This is a genomic window from [Mycobacterium] stephanolepidis (genome assembly GCF_002356335.1).
GTDB lineage: Bacteria > Actinomycetota > Actinomycetes > Mycobacteriales > Mycobacteriaceae > Mycobacterium > Mycobacterium stephanolepidis.
In genome coordinates this window covers 3,283,798-3,307,985 of sequence record NZ_AP018165.1, presented here as the reverse complement: position 1 = coordinate 3,307,985, position 24,188 = coordinate 3,283,798, and the positions used below count along the sequence as shown (strand labels likewise).

General features: G+C 65.1%; 22 protein-coding genes. 11 read left to right on the top strand and 11 right to left on the bottom strand.

Annotated elements, in window-relative coordinates; all coding sequences use genetic code 11:
• Positions 1 to 5: 5 nt before the first annotated feature.
• The 4 genes from car to MSTE_RS16435 are packed head-to-tail and all read right to left on the bottom strand — an operon-like array spanning position 6 to position 7,200.
• Entirely contained in the window at positions 6 to 3,515 is a 3,510-nt protein-coding gene (gene car, locus MSTE_RS16450; protein ID WP_096502779.1) for a carboxylic acid reductase, read from the bottom strand.
• Between the two features lie 11 nt (positions 3,516 to 3,526).
• Positions 3,527 to 4,771, bottom strand: a complete 1,245-nt coding sequence (locus MSTE_RS16445; RefSeq protein WP_096502777.1) for a glycosyltransferase family 4 protein — start codon at positions 4,769 to 4,771, stop codon at positions 3,527 to 3,529.
• A 60-nt stretch (positions 4,772 to 4,831) separates the two neighbouring features.
• A complete protein-coding gene (locus MSTE_RS16440) occupies positions 4,832 to 6,385 on the bottom strand; it encodes a 1,4-alpha-glucan branching protein domain-containing protein (protein WP_193442031.1) in 1,554 nt (517 codons plus the stop codon).
• Complete coding sequence (locus MSTE_RS16435) at positions 6,382 to 7,200, bottom strand: class I SAM-dependent methyltransferase (RefSeq protein WP_070923602.1); 819 nt, start codon at positions 7,198 to 7,200, stop codon at positions 6,382 to 6,384. The genes MSTE_RS16440 and MSTE_RS16435 overlap by 4 nt, the downstream gene beginning before the upstream one ends.
• A gap of 252 nt (positions 7,201 to 7,452) precedes the next feature.
• On the opposite strand from MSTE_RS16435, the gene MSTE_RS16430 reads away from it, so the two are divergent.
• The 8 genes from MSTE_RS16430 to mnmA all read left to right on the top strand — a co-directional run bounded on the left by MSTE_RS16430 (position 7,453) and on the right by mnmA (position 15,205).
• The gene (locus tag MSTE_RS16430) at positions 7,453 to 8,244 is read left to right on the top strand and encodes an electron transfer flavoprotein subunit beta/FixA family protein (RefSeq protein WP_005056735.1); all 792 of its coding nucleotides are present in this window, start codon (positions 7,453 to 7,455) and stop codon (positions 8,242 to 8,244) included.
• A gap of 34 nt (positions 8,245 to 8,278) precedes the next feature.
• The gene (locus tag MSTE_RS16425) at positions 8,279 to 9,235 is read left to right on the top strand and encodes an electron transfer flavoprotein subunit alpha/FixB family protein (RefSeq protein WP_096502775.1); all 957 of its coding nucleotides are present in this window, start codon (positions 8,279 to 8,281) and stop codon (positions 9,233 to 9,235) included.
• 8 nt (positions 9,236 to 9,243) lie between these two features.
• Positions 9,244 to 10,014, top strand: a complete 771-nt coding sequence (locus MSTE_RS16420; protein ID WP_157997694.1) for a hypothetical protein — start codon at positions 9,244 to 9,246, stop codon at positions 10,012 to 10,014.
• A 114-nt stretch (positions 10,015 to 10,128) separates the two neighbouring features.
• Positions 10,129 to 10,872 carry an SDR family oxidoreductase gene (locus tag MSTE_RS16415; protein WP_096502771.1) on the top strand — a complete coding sequence of 248 codons (744 nt, stop codon included), beginning with the start codon at positions 10,129 to 10,131 and terminating at the stop codon, positions 10,870 to 10,872.
• A 278-nt stretch (positions 10,873 to 11,150) separates the two neighbouring features.
• Entirely contained in the window at positions 11,151 to 12,023 is an 873-nt protein-coding gene (locus tag MSTE_RS16410) for a GNAT family N-acetyltransferase (RefSeq protein ID WP_096502769.1), read from the top strand.
• Between the two features lie 2 nt (positions 12,024 to 12,025).
• Complete coding sequence (locus MSTE_RS16405; RefSeq protein ID WP_096502767.1) at positions 12,026 to 12,880, top strand: lysophospholipid acyltransferase family protein; 855 nt, start codon at positions 12,026 to 12,028, stop codon at positions 12,878 to 12,880.
• Between the two features lie 46 nt (positions 12,881 to 12,926).
• Positions 12,927 to 14,138 carry a cysteine desulfurase family protein gene (locus tag MSTE_RS16400; RefSeq protein WP_096502765.1) on the top strand — a complete coding sequence of 404 codons (1,212 nt, stop codon included), beginning with the start codon at positions 12,927 to 12,929 and terminating at the stop codon, positions 14,136 to 14,138.
• Positions 14,135 to 15,205, top strand: coding sequence for a tRNA 2-thiouridine(34) synthase MnmA (gene mnmA / locus MSTE_RS16395; RefSeq protein ID WP_096502763.1), 1,071 nt, complete (start codon positions 14,135 to 14,137; stop codon positions 15,203 to 15,205). The genes MSTE_RS16400 and mnmA overlap by 4 nt, the downstream gene beginning before the upstream one ends.
• On the opposite strand, the gene MSTE_RS16390 is transcribed toward mnmA, so the two are convergent.
• Together MSTE_RS16390 and MSTE_RS16385 are read right to left on the bottom strand one after the other, a co-directional pair.
• Positions 15,202 to 16,062: an SGNH/GDSL hydrolase family protein gene (locus tag MSTE_RS16390; RefSeq protein ID WP_096502761.1), complete on the bottom strand. Its 861-nt coding sequence runs from the start codon at positions 16,060 to 16,062 to the stop codon at positions 15,202 to 15,204. The two genes, mnmA and MSTE_RS16390, sit on opposite strands and share 4 nt — an antisense overlap.
• A 92-nt stretch (positions 16,063 to 16,154) precedes the next feature.
• Positions 16,155 to 17,141 (bottom strand): acyl-ACP desaturase, encoded by a 987-nt coding sequence (locus tag MSTE_RS16385; RefSeq protein ID WP_096506004.1) that lies wholly within the window; start codon positions 17,139 to 17,141, stop codon positions 16,155 to 16,157.
• Between the two features lie 246 nt (positions 17,142 to 17,387).
• Here MSTE_RS16385 and MSTE_RS16380 point away from each other — a divergent pair, with 246 nt between their 5' ends.
• From MSTE_RS16380 to bluB, 3 genes are read left to right on the top strand one after another with little or no spacing between them, the layout of a single operon-like run.
• Entirely contained in the window at positions 17,388 to 18,836 is a 1,449-nt protein-coding gene (locus MSTE_RS16380) for an NCS2 family permease (protein ID WP_096502759.1), read from the top strand.
• Positions 18,837 to 18,852: 16 nt separating this feature from the next.
• Positions 18,853 to 19,857, top strand: coding sequence for a methionine synthase (locus MSTE_RS16375; RefSeq protein WP_096502757.1), 1,005 nt, complete (start codon positions 18,853 to 18,855; stop codon positions 19,855 to 19,857).
• On the top strand, positions 19,857 to 20,480 hold the full coding sequence (gene bluB, locus MSTE_RS16370; protein ID WP_096502755.1) for a 5,6-dimethylbenzimidazole synthase: 624 nt from the start codon (positions 19,857 to 19,859) through the stop codon (positions 20,478 to 20,480). The genes MSTE_RS16375 and bluB overlap by 1 nt, the downstream gene beginning before the upstream one ends.
• On the opposite strand, the gene MSTE_RS16365 is transcribed toward bluB, so the two are convergent.
• The 5 genes from MSTE_RS16365 to MSTE_RS16345 all read right to left on the bottom strand — a co-directional run bounded on the left by MSTE_RS16365 (position 20,477) and on the right by MSTE_RS16345 (position 24,165).
• Positions 20,477 to 21,298 carry a crotonase/enoyl-CoA hydratase family protein gene (locus MSTE_RS16365; protein ID WP_096502753.1) on the bottom strand — a complete coding sequence of 274 codons (822 nt, stop codon included), beginning with the start codon at positions 21,296 to 21,298 and terminating at the stop codon, positions 20,477 to 20,479. The two genes, bluB and MSTE_RS16365, sit on opposite strands and share 4 nt — an antisense overlap.
• A gap of 18 nt (positions 21,299 to 21,316) precedes the next feature.
• Positions 21,317 to 21,997 (bottom strand): Rv1815 family serine proteinase, encoded by a 681-nt coding sequence (locus MSTE_RS16360; RefSeq protein ID WP_096502751.1) that lies wholly within the window; start codon positions 21,995 to 21,997, stop codon positions 21,317 to 21,319.
• A gap of 5 nt (positions 21,998 to 22,002) precedes the next feature.
• Positions 22,003 to 22,842: an Rv1815 family serine proteinase gene (locus MSTE_RS16355; RefSeq protein WP_096502749.1), complete on the bottom strand. Its 840-nt coding sequence runs from the start codon at positions 22,840 to 22,842 to the stop codon at positions 22,003 to 22,005.
• A 92-nt stretch (positions 22,843 to 22,934) separates the two neighbouring features.
• Positions 22,935 to 23,687, bottom strand: coding sequence for an Rv1815 family serine proteinase (locus MSTE_RS16350; RefSeq protein WP_030094140.1), 753 nt, complete (start codon positions 23,685 to 23,687; stop codon positions 22,935 to 22,937).
• Between the two features lie 70 nt (positions 23,688 to 23,757).
• Positions 23,758 to 24,165: an MmcQ/YjbR family DNA-binding protein gene (locus MSTE_RS16345; RefSeq protein ID WP_096502747.1), complete on the bottom strand. Its 408-nt coding sequence runs from the start codon at positions 24,163 to 24,165 to the stop codon at positions 23,758 to 23,760.
• Positions 24,166 to 24,188 lie beyond the last annotated feature (23 nt).

Below are 24,188 nucleotides of genomic sequence, written 5' to 3'. Positions count from 1 at the left end.
CGTGTTCAGAGCAACCCATGTGCCCGCAGGTCCGATATGTACTTGGTGATGAGCGCGCGGTCGATATGTGGAATGTCAGCGCTCCCAATCTTGTATTCCTGCACTGCTTTCCGGAACTCATCGGTGGGCGTATCGGCGCCACGCCGCGGGTGGCCCGGCGCGCGGTAGGCATCCAGGAGCGGAAGAACCGAGCTGCGCCGTTGGTCGTCCGGCAGACCCCGTAGCGCCGTCTCGAAGCGCGCCAGCCATTCGTCGTAGTCATCGATGATGTCGATGGTGTGGCCGTCTTCGACAAGCCAATCCACGAAGGTGTCCACCGAAATGCCATCGTCGTGCGGGTTCATGACGTCATATGAACGGAATCCCTCGGAGTTGGCCAGCCCCAGCGTGGTGATCGCCTCCGTGACGAAATCTACCGGCAGGCCCTCGTAATGGGCCCGGGGACGGGAGCCGTCGCCGTCATCTTGATAGAAGCTGCGTGGTGCGATTCCGGTCAGTACGAGGCTCAGGAGCATGCGGGTGAAGGCATCGGTGACGTTGAGCTGACCGCTGTACTGGCGGTGGGTGAGGATCATGTCGGAGCGGAAGACACTGACCGGCAGACCGCATAGGTCGTACGCCTCCCGTAGCAGTACCTCGCCCGCCCACTTGCTGTTGGCATAGCCGTTGGCGTAGCCCGCGCCGATATGCCGAATGGGGCTGACCGTGCGAATATCCCCGTCCTCGTCAAAATCGGGTACCGCCATGGCGACCGCCATTGTCGACAGATAGGTCACCGGCTTGATCCGCGTTGTCAGCGCCAGCCGAATAACCTCAGCGGTGCCAAGAACATTGGGGCCGAATAACTGGTTGTAGGGCAGTACGTGGTTCACCAGGGCGGCGGGATGGACAATCTTGTCGACCCCGCGAGCCAACTGCTCCCAGGTCGCGTCGTCAATTCCCAGACGTGGCTGGGTGATATCGGCGGCTATTACTCGCAGGTGCCGCCGGGCCAGCGCACGGAATTCATCGAGCAGCATCTGATCGGTGTGGCCATACGCGGCCTCGAGGCGAGCCAGGGCGTCGTCGTCATCATCACCGCGGACCAGGCAGATCAGCTGGCCACCGGACTGCGCCAGTCGTTGCAGCCACTCCAGGCAGAGGAATCTTCCGAGGTAGCCGTTGGCGCCGGTGAGCAGGACTGTGCCCACCGCGCCGGAGAATCGCTCCAGTTCCGCTGCACTGCTGAGTGTTTCGGCGTCGATGAACTTGTCAAGAGTGAGTTCGTTCGCGTTGATGATGGACACATCTGAACCGTGCACGCTGGCCGCGGTGGCGACACCGCTTTCTCTCGCGCCCTCGACGTAGGCGGCGAGCTTGCGCAGATCGGCAGCGGGTCCGGTGATCACGCCGACCGGCACCTCGACATCGAACAGATCGCGCAGCAGATTGGAAAAGGTCAACGCCGACAGGGAGTCTCCGCCGAGATCAATGAAATGGTGGTCCGGCCGCACCGCGTCCGAAGACATGCCGAGCAGCGCCTGCGCCGCCTCGGTGACGGTCTCGATGACCGGTCGCTGCTGCGCGGTATCGCGCAGCTGTCGTAGCTCTTGGACGCGGGCCTCGGCGAGATCGGCATAGAGCCGTTCGAGCCGATCGCCGTAATGCTCGATCATCTTGGGGCGTATCGGCTTACCGACGGCGGCGAGCATGCCGCTCTCGATGCTGAACGGCGTGGTCTCGATGATGAAATCGGCGGGAAGTTCATACGAGTGAAGATGATTGGCACGTGCGGTCCGCTGCAGCGATTCCCGGATCGAGTTCTTCAGGTCGACGGGGTCCGGGTGGGCACGTAAGGCCTCCTCGGTGGGCACGATCACCGCGAGCAGGTACGCGCGTTCACTGTTTCCGTAGACAAAAATCTGGCGGACCAGCGCTGCGCCGACATACACCGTTTCCAGGTTCGCCACCGCGACGAACTCACCCTGGGCAAGTTTGATGACGTTGTTACGCCTATCCACGTACACCAGCTCGTCGGGGGCGATCTCCGCCATCACATCGCCGGTCCGGTAGTAACCGTCGGCGTCGAAGACCTCGGCGGTGACGTCGGGACGCTTGTAGTACCCGGGCGTGGCGGTGGCGCTCTTCACCAGCAATTCGCCACGCGGATGCGGTTTGTCGGTGGTGTAGTACCCGAGTTCGGGGACGTCGATGAGTTTGTAGTCGAGCACGGGCGGACGGGAGATCTTGCCGTCCCGGAACACGCCGCCGACCTCGGTGAGGCCATACAGATCGAGCAGGTGGAAGTTGAGTGAGGATTCCAGAAAGGTCTTCATCTCAGCGGATAGCGGTGCCGTCGCGAGCATGCCGGCCACCACCCGCCCACCGAGAACGTCCTCGCGCAGCTCGGCTTTGGCTGTGCGGTCGGCCGACTCGGCCTCGGCTCCCTCGGCGATGAGTGCGTCGACACGTGTCTGGTAATGCTGGAACAGCATGTCGACTACCCGCGGTACCACGCCCATGTGTGTGGGGCGGGCCAGCTGCCAATCCTCGAAGAGCGTCGACAGATCGCTTTCGGGAACGAAATAGCAAGTGCCGCCGGGGATGAAGGCGGTCAGTAGCCCCACTCGGCCCGCGAGGTGGTTGAGCGGCAGGAAGTTCACGTTGATGATCGGGGTGTCCCGGTTGGGCGCCGCACCCGAGGACCAGAAGCGGGTCACCGTCCACTCGGTGAACATGGCTCCCTTGGGGGCGCCGGTGCTGCCGGAGGTGTACATGATCAGCGCCGTGCGCTGGTCGTCTCCTGCCGTGTACAGCGCGGGCTCGGGCAGCCGCCGGCCGTTCGCGATAACCTCCGCGAGCGGCTCGACGACGACCCGCATGCCGGCAGCCTGTAGACGCTCCCTTGCGGCGGCGAGCTTCTCGCGATGGTCGTCGGTGTCGGGCCGGTAATCGAACACCACGACCCGCTGCAGATCGGTGAGCCCCAATGCCGCCTCTACCGCCAGATCCAGACAGTCGGCGCTCGCCGCCACCAGCCGCGGACTGGTCTCCTCCAGCATCATCCGCAGCTGGGTCACCGATGCGTTGTGCTGCAGTGGAATCGACACCGACCCGTTCATGAGAGTGGCGAGGTCCAGGGTGACGTAGTCGGGGCTGGAGAAGCCGATGGTGGCCACCAAGTCATCGGCACCAATGCGATTCTCGCCGTGTTGCCACTCGGCGAGAATCGCCGAGATGTTGTCGAGAAGCTGTCCGTAGGTGACGGTTTCGAATGCGGGCAACAACCGATCAACGGTGCGACCGGTGGCGGGGTCGACGACCGATTCACGGGACCGGAAGCCCATCACCGGGCGTTCGGCGTAGCCGGTCAGCAGCGCGTGAAGCACCTGTGACAACCGCAGGCCGGGCACCAGCAGAGAATCCATGACCTCCGGGTCGGGCCGTGCGGCCTGGAACTGGGGGTCTGACTCGAACAGCTTCGCCGCCAGGGCCGCCGCATCGGTGTCGTAGTTGGCCTCAGTATGGGCGGTCATTAGGGGCCTCTCTACCGGTCCGGCAGCGGACGCTCGACGATTACGCTGCGCCCGAACGGTTCCCGTTCGCGACGCTTGGCTGCCACATATACCTGAGCGGTTTCGTCGGCGACAGTGGCCCAGTCGAAGTCCGCGGTGAGACGTGCGCGCGCCGCTACGGCACGTTCGGCGGCACCGGCCGGGTCATCGAGGGTGCGTTTGACGGCATCCGCGATTCCCGCCACATCGCGCGGCGTGAAGGACAAGCCGGTCGCGCCATCTATGACGGCCTCGCCGAGCCCGCCGACGGTGGATGTGACCAGGGGAGTGCCCGCGGCGGCAGCCTCGAGGGCCACGATGCCGAACGGCTCGTAGTGGCTGGGCAGCACGATGGCGTCGGCGCGGTGCAGCCACTGCAACAGCCCCTCATGGTCCAGATTGCCCAGGAACTGCACGGACTTGACGACCTTGTGTTTACGCGCCTGCTCGAGGAGCCAATCCTGTTGCGTGCCATCACCTGCGACCGCCAGCACGGTTCCGGGGTGCGCGCGCCGGATCTTGGGCAGCGCGGCGATGGCATCGTGGATGCCCTTTTCGTATTCAAGTCGTCCGACGAAAAGCAGTACCGGTGCCGTGCCGTCGGAAGGCAGTCGGGGAGCGAACACCCAGCGGGTGACGTCGATGCCATTTCGGATGACGTGAACCTGTGGCAGCTCCGGTCCGAACAGCTCGGTCACTTCATCGAGCATCGAGGCAGAGCACGTGATCAGCGAGTCCGACTCGCGGGCCAGCCACCATTCCACCGAATGCACCTGTCGACTGATGCGTCCGGAGACCCAGCCGCTGTGCCGGCCGGCCTCGGTGGCGTGCAACGTCGATACCAGGGGCACGTCGAAATGCTCGGCGAGGGTGATCGCGGGGTGTGCCACCAGCCAGTCGTGGGCGTGGACGACGTCTGGCCGCCAATCGCCGGAACCCTTGAGGCCCAAGGCCAATCCGGCGCGGACCATCGCATGTCCCATGGCCAGAGTCCAGGCCATCATGTCGGTGCCGAAATCGAAATCGTGCGGATCCTCGGCAGCCGCCACCACCCGGACACCCTCGGACATCTCGTCGGAGGTCGGGTGACTCGCCGGATCGGTACCGGACGGGCGCCGGGTGAGTACCACCACGTCATGCCCGGCGGCAGCCAGCTCGGTGGACAGGTGATGCACATGCCGGCCCAGCCCGCCGATGACCACCGGTGGGTACTCCCACGAAACCATCAGAATTCTCATTGATGAGCCTCTCGGGCGAAGACCGTGTTCATTGATGAGCCTCTCGGGCGAAGGTCTTGTTCATCGTGGCAGCCTTCGAGCATCAAGCGCGCCGAACAGCCCGTCCGCACGGTTCCAACCGTCGGCCAACCGGATTGCGGCGTCGTGCCGTCCGCTGGCCAGTGCCGAGGCGATCTCGCGGGTGGCGTGCGCGTGTAGGTGCGCGCGGTAGCGCGCGTAGTCGGCGGCCGAGTCCTTACTCACCATGAACGGCCAGTCGCTGGATACGGTCAGCAGTGCCTCACGCAGGATCTGATCGGCGACCCGATTACGGGTGTGCGGCGCGGGTTGTTCGTTGAGTGCCTTGTCCACCGCGGTGAGGGCGGTGTCGACCACTTCGGTGTTCAGCTGCACGAGATCGGCTACCTTTTCGCCGTTCCACACATGCCAGTCCTTACCGGAACCCCATGAGCTGGCTGGCAAGTCGAAGGGCTTGCCCACGTATCCGCGTTCGCGAGCCTGCTCTAGGGTGCCCACCTCGATTCCGGCCTCGGGCAGGGCGCGAAGCACACGTTCGAGCCACATCGGTCCCTCGTACCACCAGTGCCCGAACAGTTCGGTGTCGAATGCTGCGATGACATGCGCGGGCCGCCCGATGCGGTCGGACTCGGCGATGAGGCGCTGACGCACGGTATCCACGAAATCGCGGACATGGACGTCGATGGCTGCGTCGGCACGCTCGGGGTCGTACGGCGCCTTGGCTTCCGGAGCCACATTGCGTCCGGTAACCCGGGCGGGCTTAAGGCCGGTGTCGTGGTCGTAGGTGTGGAAGTCGCGGTAGGAGGCATGGCCGGGATAGCCGGACTTCGGTGACCACACCCGGTAACTGACCGTCAGGTCGCGCCCGAACGCCACCACATCGGAGTCGCCCACCGGACGGCCCAACGAGGTGTCTCCCTGCAGAGAGGGCCCGTCCACCATGAAGTGGTTGACCCCGGCAGCCGCGTAACCCTCTTCCATGCCCGGGGCGTAGGCACATTCGGGCGCCCAGATACCCGTGGGTGCATGCCCGAAACGCTGTGCGGCATCGGCTAATCCCTCGCGCAGCGCGAACTCGCGCAGCCGGGGGTGTAGCAGCGGCTGGAAGGGATGGGCGAGGGGACCGCCTAGCAGTTCAATGGCCTTCGCATCGATGAGGCTACGTAGTGGCCCGCTGCCACCGTGCCGCCAGTACTGATCGAACTCATCGAGAGCGTTTGTGGCGCTGCGGTATTCGCGCACCCCGAAGGCGCGCAGCATTTCCGGGCTCGATGCGGTGCCGGGTTCTGCGTCGGTACTGGCGATGGTGGCGGCCTCGAAGGCGCGCAGCTGCCAGTTGGCCAGCCAGCTGTGCAGCCCGGTCAGGCAGTGCGGATCATCCAGTTGTGCGGCCACTACCGGGGTGATGCCGAGAGTGATCAGGTTTTCCCGGCCCTCGCCCGCCAGCGTCCGAAGCGCCTTGAACAACGGGAGGTACGAGGCCGACCAGGACTGGTACAGCCATTCCTCGCCGACCGGCCAGCGCCCGTGGTTGGCAAGCCAGGGTAGGTGCGTGTGCAGCACCATGGTGAACAGCCCAGGAACCTTCTCCGTCACGGAATCACCGCAATGGCAACCAGATCCAGACTCTGGTCAATGTCGCGTTCCCCCGCGTCGATGATTTCGAAATCCTCGGTGGTCAAACCTGTGATGTCCGCGAGCAGATCCTGTGGCCACGGCGCGCCGGCGACCGCGCGCTCGATCTGTGCGTCGATGATCGAACCGCCGTACTTGGCGTCGAGCTCGCGAAGCCGTGGCCCGTGAAAGACACCGTAAACACCGTCCACCGAAAAGCCGTTTTCCACAAGGAGTTCGGTGAGTTCGGCGGCATTCAGCTCGCGCGTGTGGAACGGATTCAGCGGGGTATCGCGCCCGGGGGAGAAGGTGATCCGATTCGGGGTGCTGATCAGAAGGGAGCCGCCGGGGCTGAGCACCCGGGCGCACTCACGGATGAACTGCCCCTGGTCCCACAGGTGCTCGATGACCTGGAAGTTCACCACCACGTCCACCGCACCATCGGTGAGCGGCAGGTCCGCCAGATTTCCGGCGCGCATGTCCACGCGCGGATACCGGGCCTTCACGTGCGCAATCGCGGACTCGTCGTAATCCAGCCCGATGACGTGCTCGGCCACGCCGGCCAGCATGTTGGCGCCGTAGCCCTCACCGCTGCCCGCCTCGAGCACCCTGCGTTCTGCACAGAGGCCGCTGAGCCGCTCGTACACCACTTCGTGGCGGCGGAACCAGTAGTTCTCCTCGGCGATCCCGGGCACGGTCCGCTCCCCGGTCAGCGCCAGGGCGTCCGGGTCATCGGCTGATGAGCCGCTTGCGCGAAGAGGGTCAGCCGGGTGCGGGTCGGTCAGGTGCGAGTTCATCGTTTGGCAGGCTATCGGGTGAACGCCGTGTCTTAATACTGGTGGCCCAGATCACAGGCCGGAAACCAGGGGTGAACCGGCTATGGTGTACGGGCGAACTCCGTATATTACCCGTGAGTAACTTTGTTCGCCGGATTAGTCACGAAACGTGACAGTGCGACCGGCGTAGTACGGGTGCGCGCGGAACTACCACGCAGCAGATGGCCAGCACACCGCTGGCAGACAGCGAAGAGGAAGGACGATCGGAGACTTATGACGAACATTGCGGTCCTGATCAAGCAGGTCCCAGACACCTGGTCGGAGCGCAAGCTCACCGACGGTGACTTCACGCTCGACCGGGAAGCCGCCGACGCGGTACTCGACGAGATCAACGAGCGTGCCGTTGAGGAAGCGCTGCTCATCAAGGAGCGCGAGGGTGGCGACTCGGTCGTGACCGTCGTGTCGGCAGGCCCGGAGAAGGCCACCGAGGCCATCCGCAAGGCGCTGTCCATGGGTGCCGACAAGGCAGTTCACCTGCTCGACCCGGGCCTGCACGGGTCCGATGCCATCCAGACCGGCTGGGCCCTGGCCCGCGCGCTGGGTCAGGTCGAGGGTGTCGAGCTGGTCATCGCCGGTAACGAGGCCACCGACGGCCGTTCGGGTGCCATTCCCGCGATCATCGCCGAGTACCTGGGTCTGCCGCAGCTGACACACCTGCGCAAGCTGACCGTCGAGGGCGGCGTCGTCAAGGGCGAGCGCGAGACCGACGAGGGCGTGTTCGAGGTCGAGGCCACTCTGCCGGCCATCGTCAGCGTCACCGAGAAGATCAACGAGCCCCGCTTCCCCTCCTTCAAGGGCATCATGGCCGCCAAGAAGAAGGAAGTTGCCGTGTTGACCCTCGCCGAGATCGGCGTTGAGGCCGACGAGGTGGGCGTCGCGAACGCCGGTTCGACCGTGCTGTCCTCGACTCCCAAGGCCGCCAAGACCGCGGGCGAGAAGATCACCGACGAGGGCGAAGGCGGCACCAAGGTCGCCGAGTTCCTGGTTGCGCAGAAGATCATCTAAGACCCCCTAAATACAGAAACGAGAAAGCAAAGTTATGGCTGAAGTACTTGTGCTCGTTGAGCATTCAGAGGGTGCGCTCAAGAAGGTAAGCGCCGAACTCATCACCGCCGCACGCGTCCTGGGCGAGCCCTCGGCCGTAGTGGCCGGTCCGGCGGGCACCGCCGCGCCGCTGATCGACGGTCTCAAGGAGGCCGGCGCCGCCAAGATCTACGTCGCCGAGTCCGACACCGTCGACAACTACCTGGTCACCCCCAAGGTCGACCTGCTGGCCAGCCTGGCTGAGACCGCCAGCCCCGCCGGCATCCTGATCGCCGCGACCACCGAGGGCAAGGAAGTGGCCGGACGCCTGGCCGCACGCCTGGGCTCGGGACTGCTGACCGATGTCATCGAGGTGCGTGAGGGTTGCAAGGCCCTGCACTCGATCTTCGGTGGCGCGTTCTCCGTCGAGGCTCAGGCCAACGGTGACGCCCCGGTCATCACCGTGCGTCCCGGTGCCGTCGAGGCTGCGCCGGCCGCCGGTGCGGGCGAGCAGGTTGCCGTTGAGGTGCCCGCGCCCGCCGAGAACGCCACCAAGGTGACCTCGCGTCAGCCGGTGGTCGGTGGCGATCGTCCGGAGCTCACCGAGGCCAACATCGTCGTATCCGGCGGTCGCGGTGTCGGTAGCGCCGACAAGTTCAGCGTCGTCGAGGAGCTCGCCGATTCGCTGGGTGCCGCTGTCGGTGCCTCGCGTGCCGCGGTGGACTCCGGGTACTACCCGGGTCAGTTCCAGGTGGGTCAGACCGGTAAGACCGTGTCGCCGCAGCTGTACGTCGCGCTGGGTATCTCTGGCGCCATCCAGCACCGCGCCGGCATGCAGACCTCGAAGACCATCGTCGCGGTGAACAAGGACGAAGAAGCGCCGATCTTCGAGATCGCCGATTTCGGTGTGGTGGGTGACCTGTTCAACGTCGCACCGCAGCTCACTGAGGCCGTGAAGGCTCGCAAGGGCTAAACAACCCCATGGAGCCCTGGAGCCGCCCCGCCGGCGACATCCAACCTCAGGGGGCGGCTGACGGTACGCCACTGGACTATCCAGAGCCTCGACCACCGAGTCGGGCGCCCTGGATAGTCCTTTCGGCGTTTCTGGGCACGGTTGTGCTGGGGTTGGTGATTGCCGTCGTCTCCGTCGGGTCTCAGCGCAGCATCGTGGGTATGGCCGTCATGGCCCAGGGAGAGTCCCCCGCGGCGCGGACGACGGCGCCTCCCACTGCGACCTCCGGGGTGATCCCTCCTCCCAACGGGTCCACAGGGCCACTCGGCGGCGCGACGTACGGGCCGGGCGAGAAACTTCAGCCCATCTCGATGCCCTCGTACGTAGCGTTCGACTTCAACCTGCCCGCGGGGTGGGGATGTCTGCACACCGAGAACAAACCGCTGGACAAGCGCATCACGTGCATGGACGAGGCCAACAGGGGCGGGGCAGCCGGTTGGATCGGGTCCAGTCGCTGTGCCGACGGATGCGGCAAGTCCACCCAGGACAAGGTGCGCGCGAAACTACCGGTCGATGCTCAGTCGTGGAAGCCGATCGACGATGTCACGTCCTACGCCCGGATGACAGGAACCCTCGGAAACGGCATGCGTGTGGTCCGGATCGCGATGACATGCGCCTTTGCCTCGACCTCCGGCAGATCCCGCGACACGTTGGCGGTGGCCATGCTCACCGGCCCACCCGAGACCGAGAACACCCTGCAGAAGATCGCGAACGAGCTACGTTCGCGAGTTCCGGCCTAGTGTCCGTTGCGCCGTCAGTGCTCGGGTCGGGACAGCAGATGAAATGGCGGAACGTTTCCCAATCCGGCGCCGAGCTGCGACCGTTGTATGCGAGACGAGAAAGGTAATCGCACAATGAAAATCACAGTTGTTGGTGCCACGGGCCAAATCGGTTCGCGGGTGGCCTCTTTGCTCATCGCCGACGGCCATGACGTGGTGGCGGCGTCGTTGTCCGCCGGCGTGAATGTATTGACCGGCGACGGTCTGGTGGAGGCGCTCACCGGATCGAATGTGGTTATCGACGTTGTCAATTCTCCGTCGTTCGAGGACGGGCCCGTGATGGATTTCTTCACCGCCGCGGCGCGCAATCTCGTTGATGCGGCGAACCAGACTGGTGTCGGTCACTACGTCACACTGTCCATTGTCGGCGCCGATGGTCTGCCGGACAGCGGGTACATGAGGGCGAAAGTGGCGCAGGAAAACATCATTGTCGAATCCGGACTGCCGTACACGATCGTGCGGGCCACTCAGTTCCAGGAGTTCGCAGAGTCCATCACCGACACACTCGTCGTGGGAGACGAGGTTCGTGTACCCGACGCCAGAATTCAGCTGATTGCCGCAGACGACGTGTCCGCACAGGTGGCCCGGGCCGCGGAGGCCGAGCCGCGTAACGGCATCATCAACATCGGTGGACCAGAGAAGTTTTCGTTCGCCGAGATGGCGCAGGCAGTGCTTGACGCACGTGGCGACGACACACCGGTGGTGGTCGACCCGAGTGCTACCTATTTCGGGACGCCGGTGGATGACTTCAGTCTGGTCACCGGTGATGACGGGGTGCTGACGCAGACGAGATTCGCCGACTGGATCGGTCAACGGTAGCTCTGCCGAACCGCCGCATCTGCTCCGTGCCGCGGTTCGTTGTCACCATGGTGCGCAAACCCGGCGGCCCGATGTCGCTGCTGGTCGATGAGGAGGAACCGCTCCAGCGCGCCGGTGCGCGAGTGTCCGCGTAGCGTCCGTTAGCTCCCTGTTTGCCTTAGGGATTCACTTACGCAAGCAGGCATTTGGTGTACTGAACGCCGCAATTAACGGATCGTGCATGGACACGACACGCTTCCGATGCCGTTCCGCCGCATAACTCGGCGAATCTCGCAGTCATGAGTACCGCTTCAGTTCTCATCGCCGCAGATCAATCCATCTCAGACGTGGCGGGGGATGCCGGAGGTGCCCTACCGGGCCCTCGGTACACCCTGCTGCTGTCGAACGATCCCGCCGATATCGATGCCGTACAACGGCTTCGATACGACGTGTTCAGCAGCGAGCCCGGATTCCAGCTCGCGAGCACCCCGGCAGCGTTCGAGGGACGTGACGCCGACCGTTTCGACGAGCACTGCGATCACCTGCTGGTGCGCGAGGACACCTCGGGTGACGTGGTGGGCTGCTACCGGATGCTGCCCCCGCCCGGCGCCATTGCTGCCGGAGGTCTTTACAGCGCAACGGAATTCGACATCAGTGGACTCGACGCGTTGCGTCCCCAGCTGGTGGAGATGGGACGCGCCGTGGTTCGGGGCGATCACCGCAACGGCGCGGTTGTGCTGCTGATGTGGGCGGGAATTCTGGCCTACCTGGACCGTTGCGACTACACCTACGTCACCGGATGCATATCGGTTCCCATGCAGGACAACCCCGAACAGGCACCCGGCAGCCAGGTACGTGCCGTACGCGACTTTGTGATGAAGCGGCATGCCGCGGCGCCGGAACACACGGTGCGCCCCTACAACCCGGTCGTTGTCGACGGGATGGGGCTCGACGACATCAAGCCGCCCGCCAAAGTGCAGGTTCCCGCGCTGATGCGTGGATATCTGCGGCTCGGCGCGAAGGTTCTCGGAGAACCCGCGCACGATCCCGACTTCGGTGTGGCCGACTTCATGGCATTGCTCAACAAGGATGAAGCCGATGTGCGTTATCTCAAACGGCTGAGGTCCGTTGGTGCGGCGTCGGAAATCGGCGCGGCGGCCGGCCAGGAGTAACGATGGCACCCGAATTCGCTCACGCCTGGCTGCCGAAGGCAACCTGTGACGACAGCTGCATGCGGGCCAACACCATCGACGAACCAGGGCCGCTGACGCGGACCCTGCGGACCACGACGCGCATCGCTATGGCGATCACGCTGTTAACCTTCGCGCCGCTGCTCGGGATACCACTTCCCGGGCGGGTGCGCTGGCAGCGCGGCTACTGCCGGTTGATGCTGCGCTGCCTGGGAGTCCGCATCTCCGTATCCGGCGGACCGATCCGCGACATCCGTGGCTCCCTGGTGGTCGCGGGCCATGTGTCCTGGGTCGACGTCTTCGCCATCGGTGCCGTGCTCCCGGGTTCGTTCGTCGCCCGGGCAGATCTGATCGATTGGCCCGGCTTGGGCGTCATCGCCCGGATGATGCGGGTCATTCCGATCGAGCGAGGAAACCTGCGCACCCTGCCGCGGGTGGTTGACACCGTCGCGACCCGTCTTCAGGCCGGCCAGACCGTGGTGGCGTTCCCCGAGGGCACCACCTGGTGCGGTCGTGCGTACGGATCATTCCGCCCCGCGATGTTCCAGGCCGCCATCGACGCACAGCGGCCGGTGCAGCCGCTGCGGCTGACGTATCACTACCCAGGTGGCGAGCTGTCGACCGTTCCGGCTTATGTGGGCGAAGACACCCTGATGGCCTCCATTCGCCGACTCACCGCGACACGGATGACAGTGGCGCATATCCAGGTGGCGGGGCTGCAATTGCCCGGTGAGAATCGCCGTGATCTGGCCAGTCGCTGCGAGGCGGCCGTTCGGGCCGGTGACCGAACCCCGCAGCTCCACAGCCACCCGGAGCACCCGGAACCCATCGCAGCCTGACGCGATTGGACGAGCCCACCTGGGTGGGACCTATCCTGGATGCGTTATGTGTGCTGCTCGAACCCCAGCTGAAGGTGCGGTCTACCTGGACCATGCCGCAACCACCCCGATGCGCCCCGCCGCCATCGAGGCGATGGCGGCCACCATGGCCCAGACCGGGAACGCCGCCTCGCTGCACGGGTCGGGGCGTGATGCCCGGCGCCGGGTTGAGGAATCGCGGGAGTCGATCGCCGCGGCCCTGGGCGCCCGACCGTCCGAGGTGATCTTCACCGCCGGCGGTACCGAGAGCGACAACCTCGCCATCAAGGGCATCTACTGGGCACGTCGCGACGCCGATGCGCGCCGTACTCGCGTCATTGCCGGCGCCGTCGAGCATCATGCTGTGCTCGATGCGGTGCAGTGGCTCGCCGATCACGAGGGCGCCGACGTGACGTGGCTGCCGGTGGATGACACCGGCATGGTGACTGCCGCGGCACTGCGCTCGGCCCTCACCGACCACGACGACGTCGCGCTCATCACGGTGATGTGGGCCAACAACGAGGTCGGCACGATCAACCCCATTTGTGAGTTGGCGTCCATCGCTGCCGAATTCGATATTCCGATGCACAGCGATGCCATCGGTGCGGTAGGTCAGCTCGATGTCGATTTCGCCCTCAGTGGACTGTCGGCGATGAGTGTGGCCGCGCACAAGTTCGGCGGCCCGATGGGGGTCGGTGCACTGCTGCTGCGTCGTGAAACCGCTTGTGTCCCATTGTTTCACGGTGGTGGCCACGAACGTGACATCCGTTCGGGCACGCCCGATACGGCGGCGATCGTGGCGATGTCGACCGCGCTGGTCGAGGCTGTGTCCGAACGATGCGAGGGCGCTGCAACACTGAAAACACTTCGAGACGAGCTGATCGATCAGGTGCTGACCCAGATCGAGGGCTCCGTGCTCAACGGCGCGGCCGGCAACGGCAGATTGCCCGGAAACGCGCATTTCACCTTTGCCGGATGCGAGGGCGACTCCCTGCTGATGTTGCTGGACGCCAACGGTATCGAGTGCTCAACCGGCTCGGCGTGCACGGCGGGCGTCGCGCGGCCCTCGCATGTGCTCATCGAGATGGGTATCGACCCCGAAGCCGCGCGTGGATCGCTGCGATTCACCTTCGGCCACACCTCCGTGGCCTCGGATGTGGCACGTGCCCTCGAGGCACTGCGGATCGCTGTTCCGCGCGCCCGGGCCGCTGCCCTGGCCAGCGCCGGGGGTCGGTCATGAGGGTGCTGGCGGCCATGAGCGGGGGAGTCGACTCGTCGGTTGCGGCTGCACGCATGGTGGATGCCGGACACGATGTTGTCGGTGTGCACCTGGCGCTGTCGGCGGCACCCGGAACACTGCGCACCGGATCGCGGGGATGCTGCTCGAAAGAGGACGCCGCCGATGCCCGCCGTGTTGCCGACATGCTCGGAATCCCCTTCTATGTCTGGGATTTCGCCGATCGATTCAAAGAAGACGTCATCGACGACTTCGTCGAGGCCTACGCCGAGGGGCGTACCCCCAATCCGTGTGTGAAGTGCAACGAGAAGATCAAGTTCGCGGCGCTGGCCGACCGCGCCATCGCGCTGGGCTTCGATGCCGTGGCGACCGGCCACTACGCGCGGTTGCAGGACGGCAGGCTGCGCCGTGCGGTCGACGCGGACAAGGACCAGTCCTATGTGCTGGGAGTGCTCACACCGCAGCAGCTGAGCCGCGCGCTGTTCCCCGTAGGCGATAGTCCTAAGCCCGATATCCGGGCCGAGGCCGAGCAGCGCGGTCTGCTTGTCGCGAACAAGCCCGACAGCCATGACATCTGCTTCATTCCTTCCGGAGATACCCAGGCGTTCCTCGGTGCGCGCATCGGTGTGCGTCGCGGGAATGTGGTGGACGCCGACGGCAGCGTGTTGGCCACCCATGCGGGGGTGCACGAGTTCACCATCGGTCAGCGCAAGGGGCTCGGGCTGGTTGGCCCTGCCGCCGACGGTCGTCCCCGATACGTCACGTCGATCGATGCCGACACGGCCACCGTTCGGGTGGGAACCGTTGAGGAACTTGAGATTTGGGATTTCGGGGGAGAGCCGGTGGTGTGGACCTCGGGGCAGGTGCCGACCGGGCCCATCGAGTGCCAGGTTCAGGTTCGCGCGCATGGTTCGGTGGTGGACGCGATTGTCGAACCGGGGGCCGAGCGGATTCAGGTCCGACTGCGTACCGCCCTGCGCGGTGTGGCGCCCGGGCAGACGGTGGTGCTGTACCGGCCCGACGCCGAGGGTGACGAGGTGCTCGGCAGCGCCATCATCACGCGCGGCTAGGTTCCCTGAACTCCCGCCGAGCGCATGGCGATCGCGATGCGTTCAGCGACGTACTGCCGTCCGGGTGCGGTGGGGTGCATCGGGATTCCCTCATCGCCGACGCCGGTACCCGTCATCGACACGTAGCGCTGGAAATCTGATGCGCACACGCTGTGGTCGCTACTGGTGGCAGGGATGACCGGGGTGAATCCCGCTTTCGACGATTCGGAGACGATCGTGTCGTTGAGCTGCCGTTGCAGACCATTGAGGAAGGTGATGGTCTCTTGCGTGTTGATCAGGCCGACCAGGCACCCCTTGGCGTCCGGGGGAAGGATGGGCAGGTAGCCCACCGTGAACACGCGTGCGTTCGGAGCCGCCTGACGGATGGCGGCGTACGCGCCCGTGAGTTTCGGGCCCACCGAGGCGACGTTGGCGCTGAATTGCGCCTTCTTCTCCGGCGGGCAGCTCAACGCGAACAGGCAGTCGGTGGCGATCTGCTCGAATCCGGCGTCGTTGCCGCCGATGGAGACGACCGCCACCTTGGTGGCCGGGGACAGTCCCGTGTTCTGCGGGCCGCGGGTGGAGGGTGTGTAGACGTCGGTGGAGAGTGCGCCTACGCAGGAGTAGTCGGCGAACGTCATCTGCGGGAATGACGTCGCGACCAGGTGCGCCACATTGTCGGTCGCCTGGTTGCAGGCGGTGCCGACGGGGCCGGTGATACCGGCGGCGTTCGAACCCGCCGCCATGAACGAATCTCCGATCGCGACCAGCTGGGCGCCCGCCACGGGTTCGGCCGACGCGATCGCAGGGCCGGTGACAGTCGCCGCGAACATCGTGGCGATGCCGAACACCGTCGAGAGCGTCTTGACCGCGCGCATGTATCCCTCTCATCCCCGTCGGCCGGCAGACGGCCCCGTCCAATCGTACTGAACGGGATATCGCCGTTTGCCCATGTCGACGTTACGGAGGGTTACACCTTGGCGGCCATCCGCTCGGCGCGCCTTGCCTGACGCTCCAAGTACTTGGTCTTGACCTCTTCGAAATCGCTGGCAGTCTTCTTGAGGTCGGTGATGATGCGGTGCAGGTCTTCGCGGTACCACTCGGCTTCGCCGTTGATGTCGTCACGCTCGAAGATGCGCCACTTGCGCAGCACCGGCTGGACGACCTCGGCAAGGTGTGATTGCGGGTCGTACACGCCGCCGGTGGCGATGGTGACCGCGTTACGGCGGAAGCCGGGGATCGTGTAGCCGGGCATCGTGAAGTTGTCGAGAACCTTGTGAATCGATTTCACCGCCTGGTTGGGTGCGATCTCGAGACCGGCCTCGACCATGTTGCGGTAGAAGATCATGTGCAGGTTCTCGTCATTGGAGATGTGTTTGAGGAGTTCCTGCGCGATGGGTTCGGCACAGGCGACGCCGGTGTTGCGGTGCGAAACACGGGTGGCCAACTCCTGAAATGACACATAGGCCACCGAATCGAACAGGCTGTCGGCGAACATGTGGTCGCCGCCCTGGCGGTTCTGTCCGGGGGAGAACCCGCGGGTCATCTGCTCGACACGCAGCTTCTCCAGTTCCACCGGATCGACGGACCGCGTGACGACGAGATAGTCACGAATCGCGATGCTGTGACGCTGTTCTTCTGCCGTCCACCGGTTCACCCAGGTGCCCCACGGTCCGTCCATGGTGAAGTTCATGGCGATCTCGCGGTGATATGCGGGCAGGTTGTCCTCGGTGAGCAGGTTGGTGATCATGGCGACCTTGGCCAGCTCGGAGAGTTGGCATTGCTCGGGATCCCAGTCCTGCCCGCCCAATGCCTTGTAGTTCTTGCCCTCGGACCACGGGATGTAGTCGTGCGGGTTCCACTCTTTGAACACGCCGAGGTGGCGATGAGTGTTCTCCTCCACCACGGGTTCGAGCTCGTGGAGGAGCTCGAGGTCGGTGTATTCCTTCTGCGGCACGGTGCGGTCCTCGGATTCGGTCGAGTTATCTGTGTCTGAAAGTGACACTTATATTCGACCGGATGGCCGCACACCGTCCTAGTGACGAAGGTCCTCTACCTGGGGTTGGAAAGTCCCTCCTCCCACCGGTTCCCGAACCGGAGGCCGAGGGCGAGCCTGACGCGGAAATCGCCGCAAAATCCCGCGTGAGGCTCGCGCTCGATCGCGGCGGGCGACCGGCAACCGAGGCCTGTACTTTCAACGGCTATGAATGGCCTAGTCGATCGGTTCTTCCGGATCTCCGAGCGACAGTCGACGCTGGGACGGGAAGTTCGCGGCGGGATCGTCACCTTCTTTGCGATGGCGTACATCGTGGTGCTGAACCCGCTCATCATCGGTGGTGAGCCGGGACGGGCGCATAACGCTGACGTGCTGGGCCATGTGCTGCCGGTGGGTCAAGTGGCGGCGGTGACGGCGCTGGCGGCCGGGGTGATGTCCATACTGTTCGGGTTCGTCGCCAACTACCCGTTCGCGCTTGCCGCGGGACTGGGCATCAACAGTCTGCTCGCCGTCTCCTTTGCCTCGCAGATGAGCTGGCCCGAGGCCATGGGGCTGGTGATCGTCGACGGTCTGATCATTGTGGCGCTGGGTATCTCGGGTTTCCGCACCGCGGTGTTCCATGCCATTCCCGATGAGCTGAAGGCGGCGATCGCCGCCGGAATCGGATGCTTCATCGCATTCATCGGCTTCGTCGACGCGGGGTTCGTCCGACGCATCCCCGACGCGGCGAACACCACCGTGCCGGTTGGTTTGGGAATCGACAACTCGGTGGCCACCATCCCGACCCTGATCTTCGCCGCGGGCGTGCTGCTGATGGGAATTCTGGTGGTGCGCAAGGTTCGTGGCGGACTGCTCATCGGCATCGTCGTGATGACGGGGATCTCCATGATCGCGCAGGCGTTGACCGAACGCGGTGCGCAGCCCGCCGATACCAAGGGATGGAATCTCACCGTGCCCGCCTGGCCGTCCTCGGCGGGCGGCCTGCCGGATCTGAGTCTGCTCGGCCAGGTGGACATGTTCGGCGCATTCGCCCGGGTGGGTGCGCTGTCGGCGACGGTGCTGGTGTTCGCGTTGGTGCTGTCGAACTTCTTCGACGCGATGGGAACCATGACCGGTCTGGGCAAGGAAGCCGGTCTGGCCGACGAACACGGCACTCTGCCGGGAATCGGACGAGCACTATCGGTCGAGGGCGTCGGTGCGGTCGTTGGAGGCGTCTCCTCCTCGTCCTCGAACACCGTGTTCGTGGAGTCTGCCTCCGGTATCGCCGAGGGCGCCAGGACCGGCCTGGCCAATGTGGTGACCGGTCTGCTGTTCCTGGCGGCGATGTTCTTCACCCCGCTGTATTCGGTGGTGCCGCTGGAGGCGGCGGCGCCGGCCTTGGTGGTCGTGGGCGCCATGATGATCGGCCAGCTGCGCAGCATCGATCTCACCCGCTTCGAGTATGCGTTGCCCTGCTTCTTGACCGTGGTGACCATGCCGTTTACCTATTCGATCGCCAACGGTATCGGTGTCGGGTTCATCAGCTGGGTGGTGCTGGCTGTTGTATCGGGGGAGCGCGGGGCTCGGCTTCGCGCCGTGCACCCGCTGCTGTACGTGGTGGCCGGATTATTCGTCGTCTACTTCGCCAAGGGTCCGATCGAATCGCTCATCACCTAACGTTCTCTGGGTGAACATGTGGGCGAACGGAACTGGCCTGGGCTCTTGGCCGGGGCAACAGGTGCGAGCCGCGACCGAGATCGTGGTGGCCGAGCTACCGCTGCCTCACCTCGTGGAGCTGCCCGCGCGCGGAGTGGGTGCCGATCTGATCGGCCGGGCCGCGGCACTGCTGGTGGATATCGCCCTCGACGTCTCACCCACCGGCTACCGGACGACAGCCCGACCCGGCGCGGTGGTTCGACGCGCGCGCGGATTCCTGGACGAGGACATGGACGCGCTCGAAGAGGAGTGGGAGCGCGGTGGGCATCGGGGGAGCGGCCGGGCGGTGAAGGTGCAGGGTCCCGGGCCGATCACGCTCGCCGCACAATTGGAACTTCCCAATGGTCATCGCGCGATCACCGACCCCGGAGCGGTGCGAGACCTGGCGGGATCTCTGGCGGAAGGGCTGGCGCAGCATCAAGCCACGCTTTCTCGTCGACTCGGTGTTCCCGTACTGGTGCAGCTCGACGAACCCTCTCTGCCTGCCGCACTGGACGGCAGACTGTCGGGAACCAGCATGTTCTCACCGGTGCATCCCGTCGACGCGTCGACGGCGACGGCTCTGTTGGACCAGTGCGCTGCGGCGGTGGGTGGCGAACTGGTGGTGCATTGTTGTGCCGCCGACCCTCCCTGGGAGCTCTTGCGCGGGGCCGACATTCGTGGGATCGCGGTGGATGCCGCATACCTGGCGGATGCGCAGGCACTCGATGGACTGGCCTCGGTGCTGGACACGGGTAAGGTCGCCGTACTCGGTGTGATTCCCTCCCTTTCGCCGGCCGTGCCCATCTCATCGGACGTGCTGGCGACCACTACCGCGGCGCTGGCCGACAAGCTGGGCTTTGGACGTGCAGTGCTGCGGGATCGCATCGGCATCAGTGCCGGATGTGGTCTCGCCGGAGCCGATCTCCCATGGGCGCGCAAGGCAACCGAATTGACGCGCAAGGTCAGTGATCTGATCGATGCCGACCCGGATGCGCTGTGATGGACGTCTACCAGGCCATCGCCACCCGCCGTGATGTACGCGCGGAGTTCACCGGAGAGGTTATCGACGATGCGACGTTGGTGAAGCTGCTGCAGGCCGCGCATCGCGCACCCAGCGTGGGGAACAGTCAGCCATGGGATTTCGTGGTGGTGCGCGAGTCGGAGGTTCTGGAGGACTTCGCGGCGCATGTTGCCGAGCAGCGTGAGCGATTCGCGGACAGCCTTCCCGCGGAGCGGCGAAACACCTTTGATCCCATCAAGATTGAAGGAATCTGTGAAAGCGGTACCGGGGTGGTGGTCACCTACGATCACGGCCGGGGTGGTCCGCATGTCCTGGGGCGGCACACCATTGCCGACGCGGGCCTGTTTTCGGCGGTGCTCGCCATCCAGAACCTGTGGCTCGCCGCGGTCACCGAAGGGATCGGTGTCGGCTGGGTGTCCTTCTACGAGGAACAGTTCCTGGCCGAATTAGTGGGCGCGCCAACGCACATCAGACCGATCGCCTGGTTGTGCGTCGGGCCGGTACGTGAGTTCGCCGAGCGGCCCGATCTGGAACGATTCGGCTGGCGTAGCGGGCGTCCGTTGGAGGACGCCGTGCACTGGGGCCGCTACCGAGAGACCTAGCGCCCCTTGAAGTCGGGTTCCCGCTTCTCGAAGACCGCACCGATGGCTTCCTGTAAGTCCTCCGACGGTAGGAACGCGGCGTTCCAGGTCGACACGTATTTGAGGCCGTCGGCAACGACGCTCTCGCGCTCGCGGCCCAGCACGTCCTTGACACCCTGCACCACCAGCGGGGGGTTGGCCGCGATCTCGGCGGCGGTGGCATGGGCGGCCGCCAGTGTTGCCTCGGGGGTGTCGAACACGTCGTTGACCAGACCGATCTTCTCGGCCCGAGTGGCATCGATGTCTTTGCCGGTGAACGCCAGTTCACGCAGGTGGCCGTCACCGATGATCGGTGGAAGACGATGCAGCGAGCCAATATCGGCGACAATCGCGACCTTGGCCTCGCGCACACTGAACTTCGCCTCGGCGCTTGCATACCTGATATCGGCGGCCGCGATCAGGTCGACGCCGCCACCGATGCACCAGCCCTGCACCGCGGCGATCACGGGCTTGCGACAGGCTGCGACGGCGGTCACCGAGGCCTGCAGCCGACGTATCTCGTCGAGGAACTCGGTGCGCGGCTTGGCCAGTGCCTTATCGGCCAGCAGCGGCATGAAGGTGCCCGCCATCGCGGCCAGGTCCAGCCCGTAACTGAAATGGGATCCGGCGGCCGCGAGCACGATCGCCCGTATCTCCGGGTCGGCGTCGAGTTCGGTGAAGATCAGCGGCAGTTCCCGCCAGAAATCGGGTCCCATCGCATTGCCCTTACCGGGCCCGACGAGGGTGACCTGGGCGATGTGCCCAGTGGTCTCGACGGTGAAGGCTTTCCAGTCGCTCATGTGCGTGAGCCTACGGGTTCAGGCGGGCAGCAGGCCCTTGCGGTCCTCGCGGAGCTGCTTGACCACCGACTGCCAGGACATCGCCCAGGACTGCACGTCATCGCCCGACTGGCTTGTCATGAAACCGCGAATGATGCCGACGAGCACGGTGCGGTCGCCGACATGGGTGTACACCGGGCCGCCGGAATCGCCCTTGGCGATCACCGGACCGTTAAACCTGAACCAGCCGTTGCCAAGTCGGGTTACCGATCCGCACGCGTCGCCCGTGGTGAAGCCGGTGCGGCAGACCGGCATTCCGATATCGGGAGTGACCGTGTCATCGCGTTCGAGCCGTTGACCGTTGGCCATGACATCGTTGACGGGCAATCCGTCATCGATCGAGATCGCTTCGTAGTCGATGGTGTACTCGTTCTCGTACACCGGGCCCTCGGGGGGACGGTTGTCGTGGGCGAGGATCTTGTGTCCTATCGCCGCGAAGTCTCCGTTGCGAACGATGCCGTCGCCGTTGACGCAATGCCCGGCCGTGATGCCCACCCGAAGCACGGGATCGACGTAACCGAGCGTGCAGCTCAGCGAGCCCTGGTAGATGAGCATGCCGGGATACACCAGCGGAGGGTCGGCATGTGCCGGCGCCGGGTTGGCTGCGGGAAGTGCGCACAGCACAGCGACGATGGTCGTTATCCAGAAAGACGGGCGCATGACGGCTAGGGGACAACCATTCTCGCGGGACCGGACGGGCGGTCATCGGAGGGCGCAGGAGGCAGGACCATCGGCGGAGCCTGCGGATTGATGGCCACGGGGCTCGCGACCTCGGGGCGGCGCTCGGCCGCCGTAATGTCATTTCGGATCTGCTGTTGCACCGTTGGCCAGGACAACGCCACGGTGGACTCCCGGCGGGTCTGATTGGCGGTGAAGCGCGCGCTCACGATGCCGACGATGGCGGCGTTGCCCGGGGAGGTGACGGTGTACACGGCACTACCGGAGTCGCCGTGATCGGCGGGCAGGCCGTCGACAAGGAACCAGCCATTGCCGAAACCGGCGATGGCACCGCACGCCTCGCCGGTGGTGATTCCCACTCGGCACACCGCCAGACCATCCCGGGGAACGACGGCCGGGTCGACTCCGAGCCGCAGTCCGTTGGGCAGCACGTTATTGATCGGCACGCCCTCATCGAAGGCGATGCCCTCGTAGTCGATTCGGTAGTCGTCGCGGGACAGCGGTCCTTCGGGCTTGATGTTGGACTGGGCCACGGCGAGCTGGCCGATACGGACGCCGTCGCTGGTGAACACCGGCCCGTTGCCGCCACAGTGACCGGCGGTGACACCTACGCGTGCGACAGGATCCACGAAGCCGAGGGTGCAGCTCAGCGATTCCTTACCGGGTGGGCGCTGGATGATCTCCATGCCCGGATAAATCAACGGGTCCGCATGTGCGGCAGCCGGATTCGCAAGGCCAAGACCGCTCAACACGATGAGGGCCGCGGCCCACACCGTGAACCGTCCCCGCGGTTCGGTCCGTCGACCGTTGTCGCCGACACTGGTCACGCCGTAGCTCTCTGTCTGCCACGTTCACCGTCAATAAAGCCCCGACCAGTGTTAGGAGAGCACGCGGCACGACTCTCCGTGTCGCTACGAGCCTATGCGAACGAGGCGTCCTCTGGTGCAGGAAGTGTGGTCGGGGCAGGTGAATGCCCAGGTGGCGGGGGAGCGTCGGGTGCCTTTTCCAGGTCTTCTCGCAGTTGATTGACGACGGTTGACCAGGAAATCGCGGTGGTTTGCACCACGCCGGTCTCAACGCTGCGGGTGGTTCCGCGGGCGATTCCGACGATGGCGCCATGCCCCGGTGAGGTGATCGAGTACACCGGGCTGCCCGAGTCGCCGTGGTCGGCGGGTAGTCCGTCGATCTCGAACCAGCCGTTGTTGACCGTGGTGACGGTGCCGCAGGACTCGCCGGTGGTGACGCCGTTGCGGCAGACCGGCAGCCCGGTGTGCGGCTGGATTCCGCTGCCGCGCTCAAGCCGAATCCCGTTGGGCAGTATGTCGTTGATCGCGACGTCGTTGCGGAATTTGATGGCCTCGTAGTCGATCACGTACTTGGTGCCGTCGATCCGGTCGCCGTCTCGCAAGTTGGAACCGGCGATGACGAGGACGCCGATCACATTGCCGGCCGAGTCGTACACCGGGCCATCGGTATCCATGGCGCAGTGACCCGCGGTGAGGCCGAAGCGTGCGTCGGGGTCAACGAACCCGAGCGTGCAGCTCTGAGTCCCTTGGATGATCTCCATCCCGGGAAACACCAGGGGACCGTCGGCCAGGGCCGAAGGGGCCAACGCCACTGCGGCCAACGCGGCCACGGCGAGGCCGCCGCATAATCTGCTAGCAACAGACAATTCGTACCCCAGCCTGTCTCTCCGAGTAATGGGCAAAGCTTTGAAACACAGTGTAGGGATAGGTAGGGGATCAGTCGCGCTGATCGAGCAACCTGATCAGCCGCTTGGTGGCGATCAATCGGTAGGAAGCATCGAGCAGCTCGGCGACCTCATCCCAGTCCACATCGGCGGTGCTGACGTCGAGCCCCAGCCAGCCGTAGGGGCCCATGTATGCCGGGTAGTAGAAGCGTTCGTCCTCGAGGAGCGCGGGGCGCTCGGAATCATCCACCTTGACCAGCACGGAATACGGGTGGGCGATCATCTCGCCCTTGGCGTCTCCTTTGGCGTTGCCGCCGAACATCGCAAAGATCTTGCCCGCTTTGAAGACGGGCCGGCCCCAGGAGATCTGTTCGGCAGCCTCGGGCAGTGCGAGTGCCAGCCGGCGAAGTTCTGCCAGGCCGGGATCTTCCTCGGTGAACATGATGGGATGCGTGCCCATGGGCCCATCGTAGGGTTCGGGGA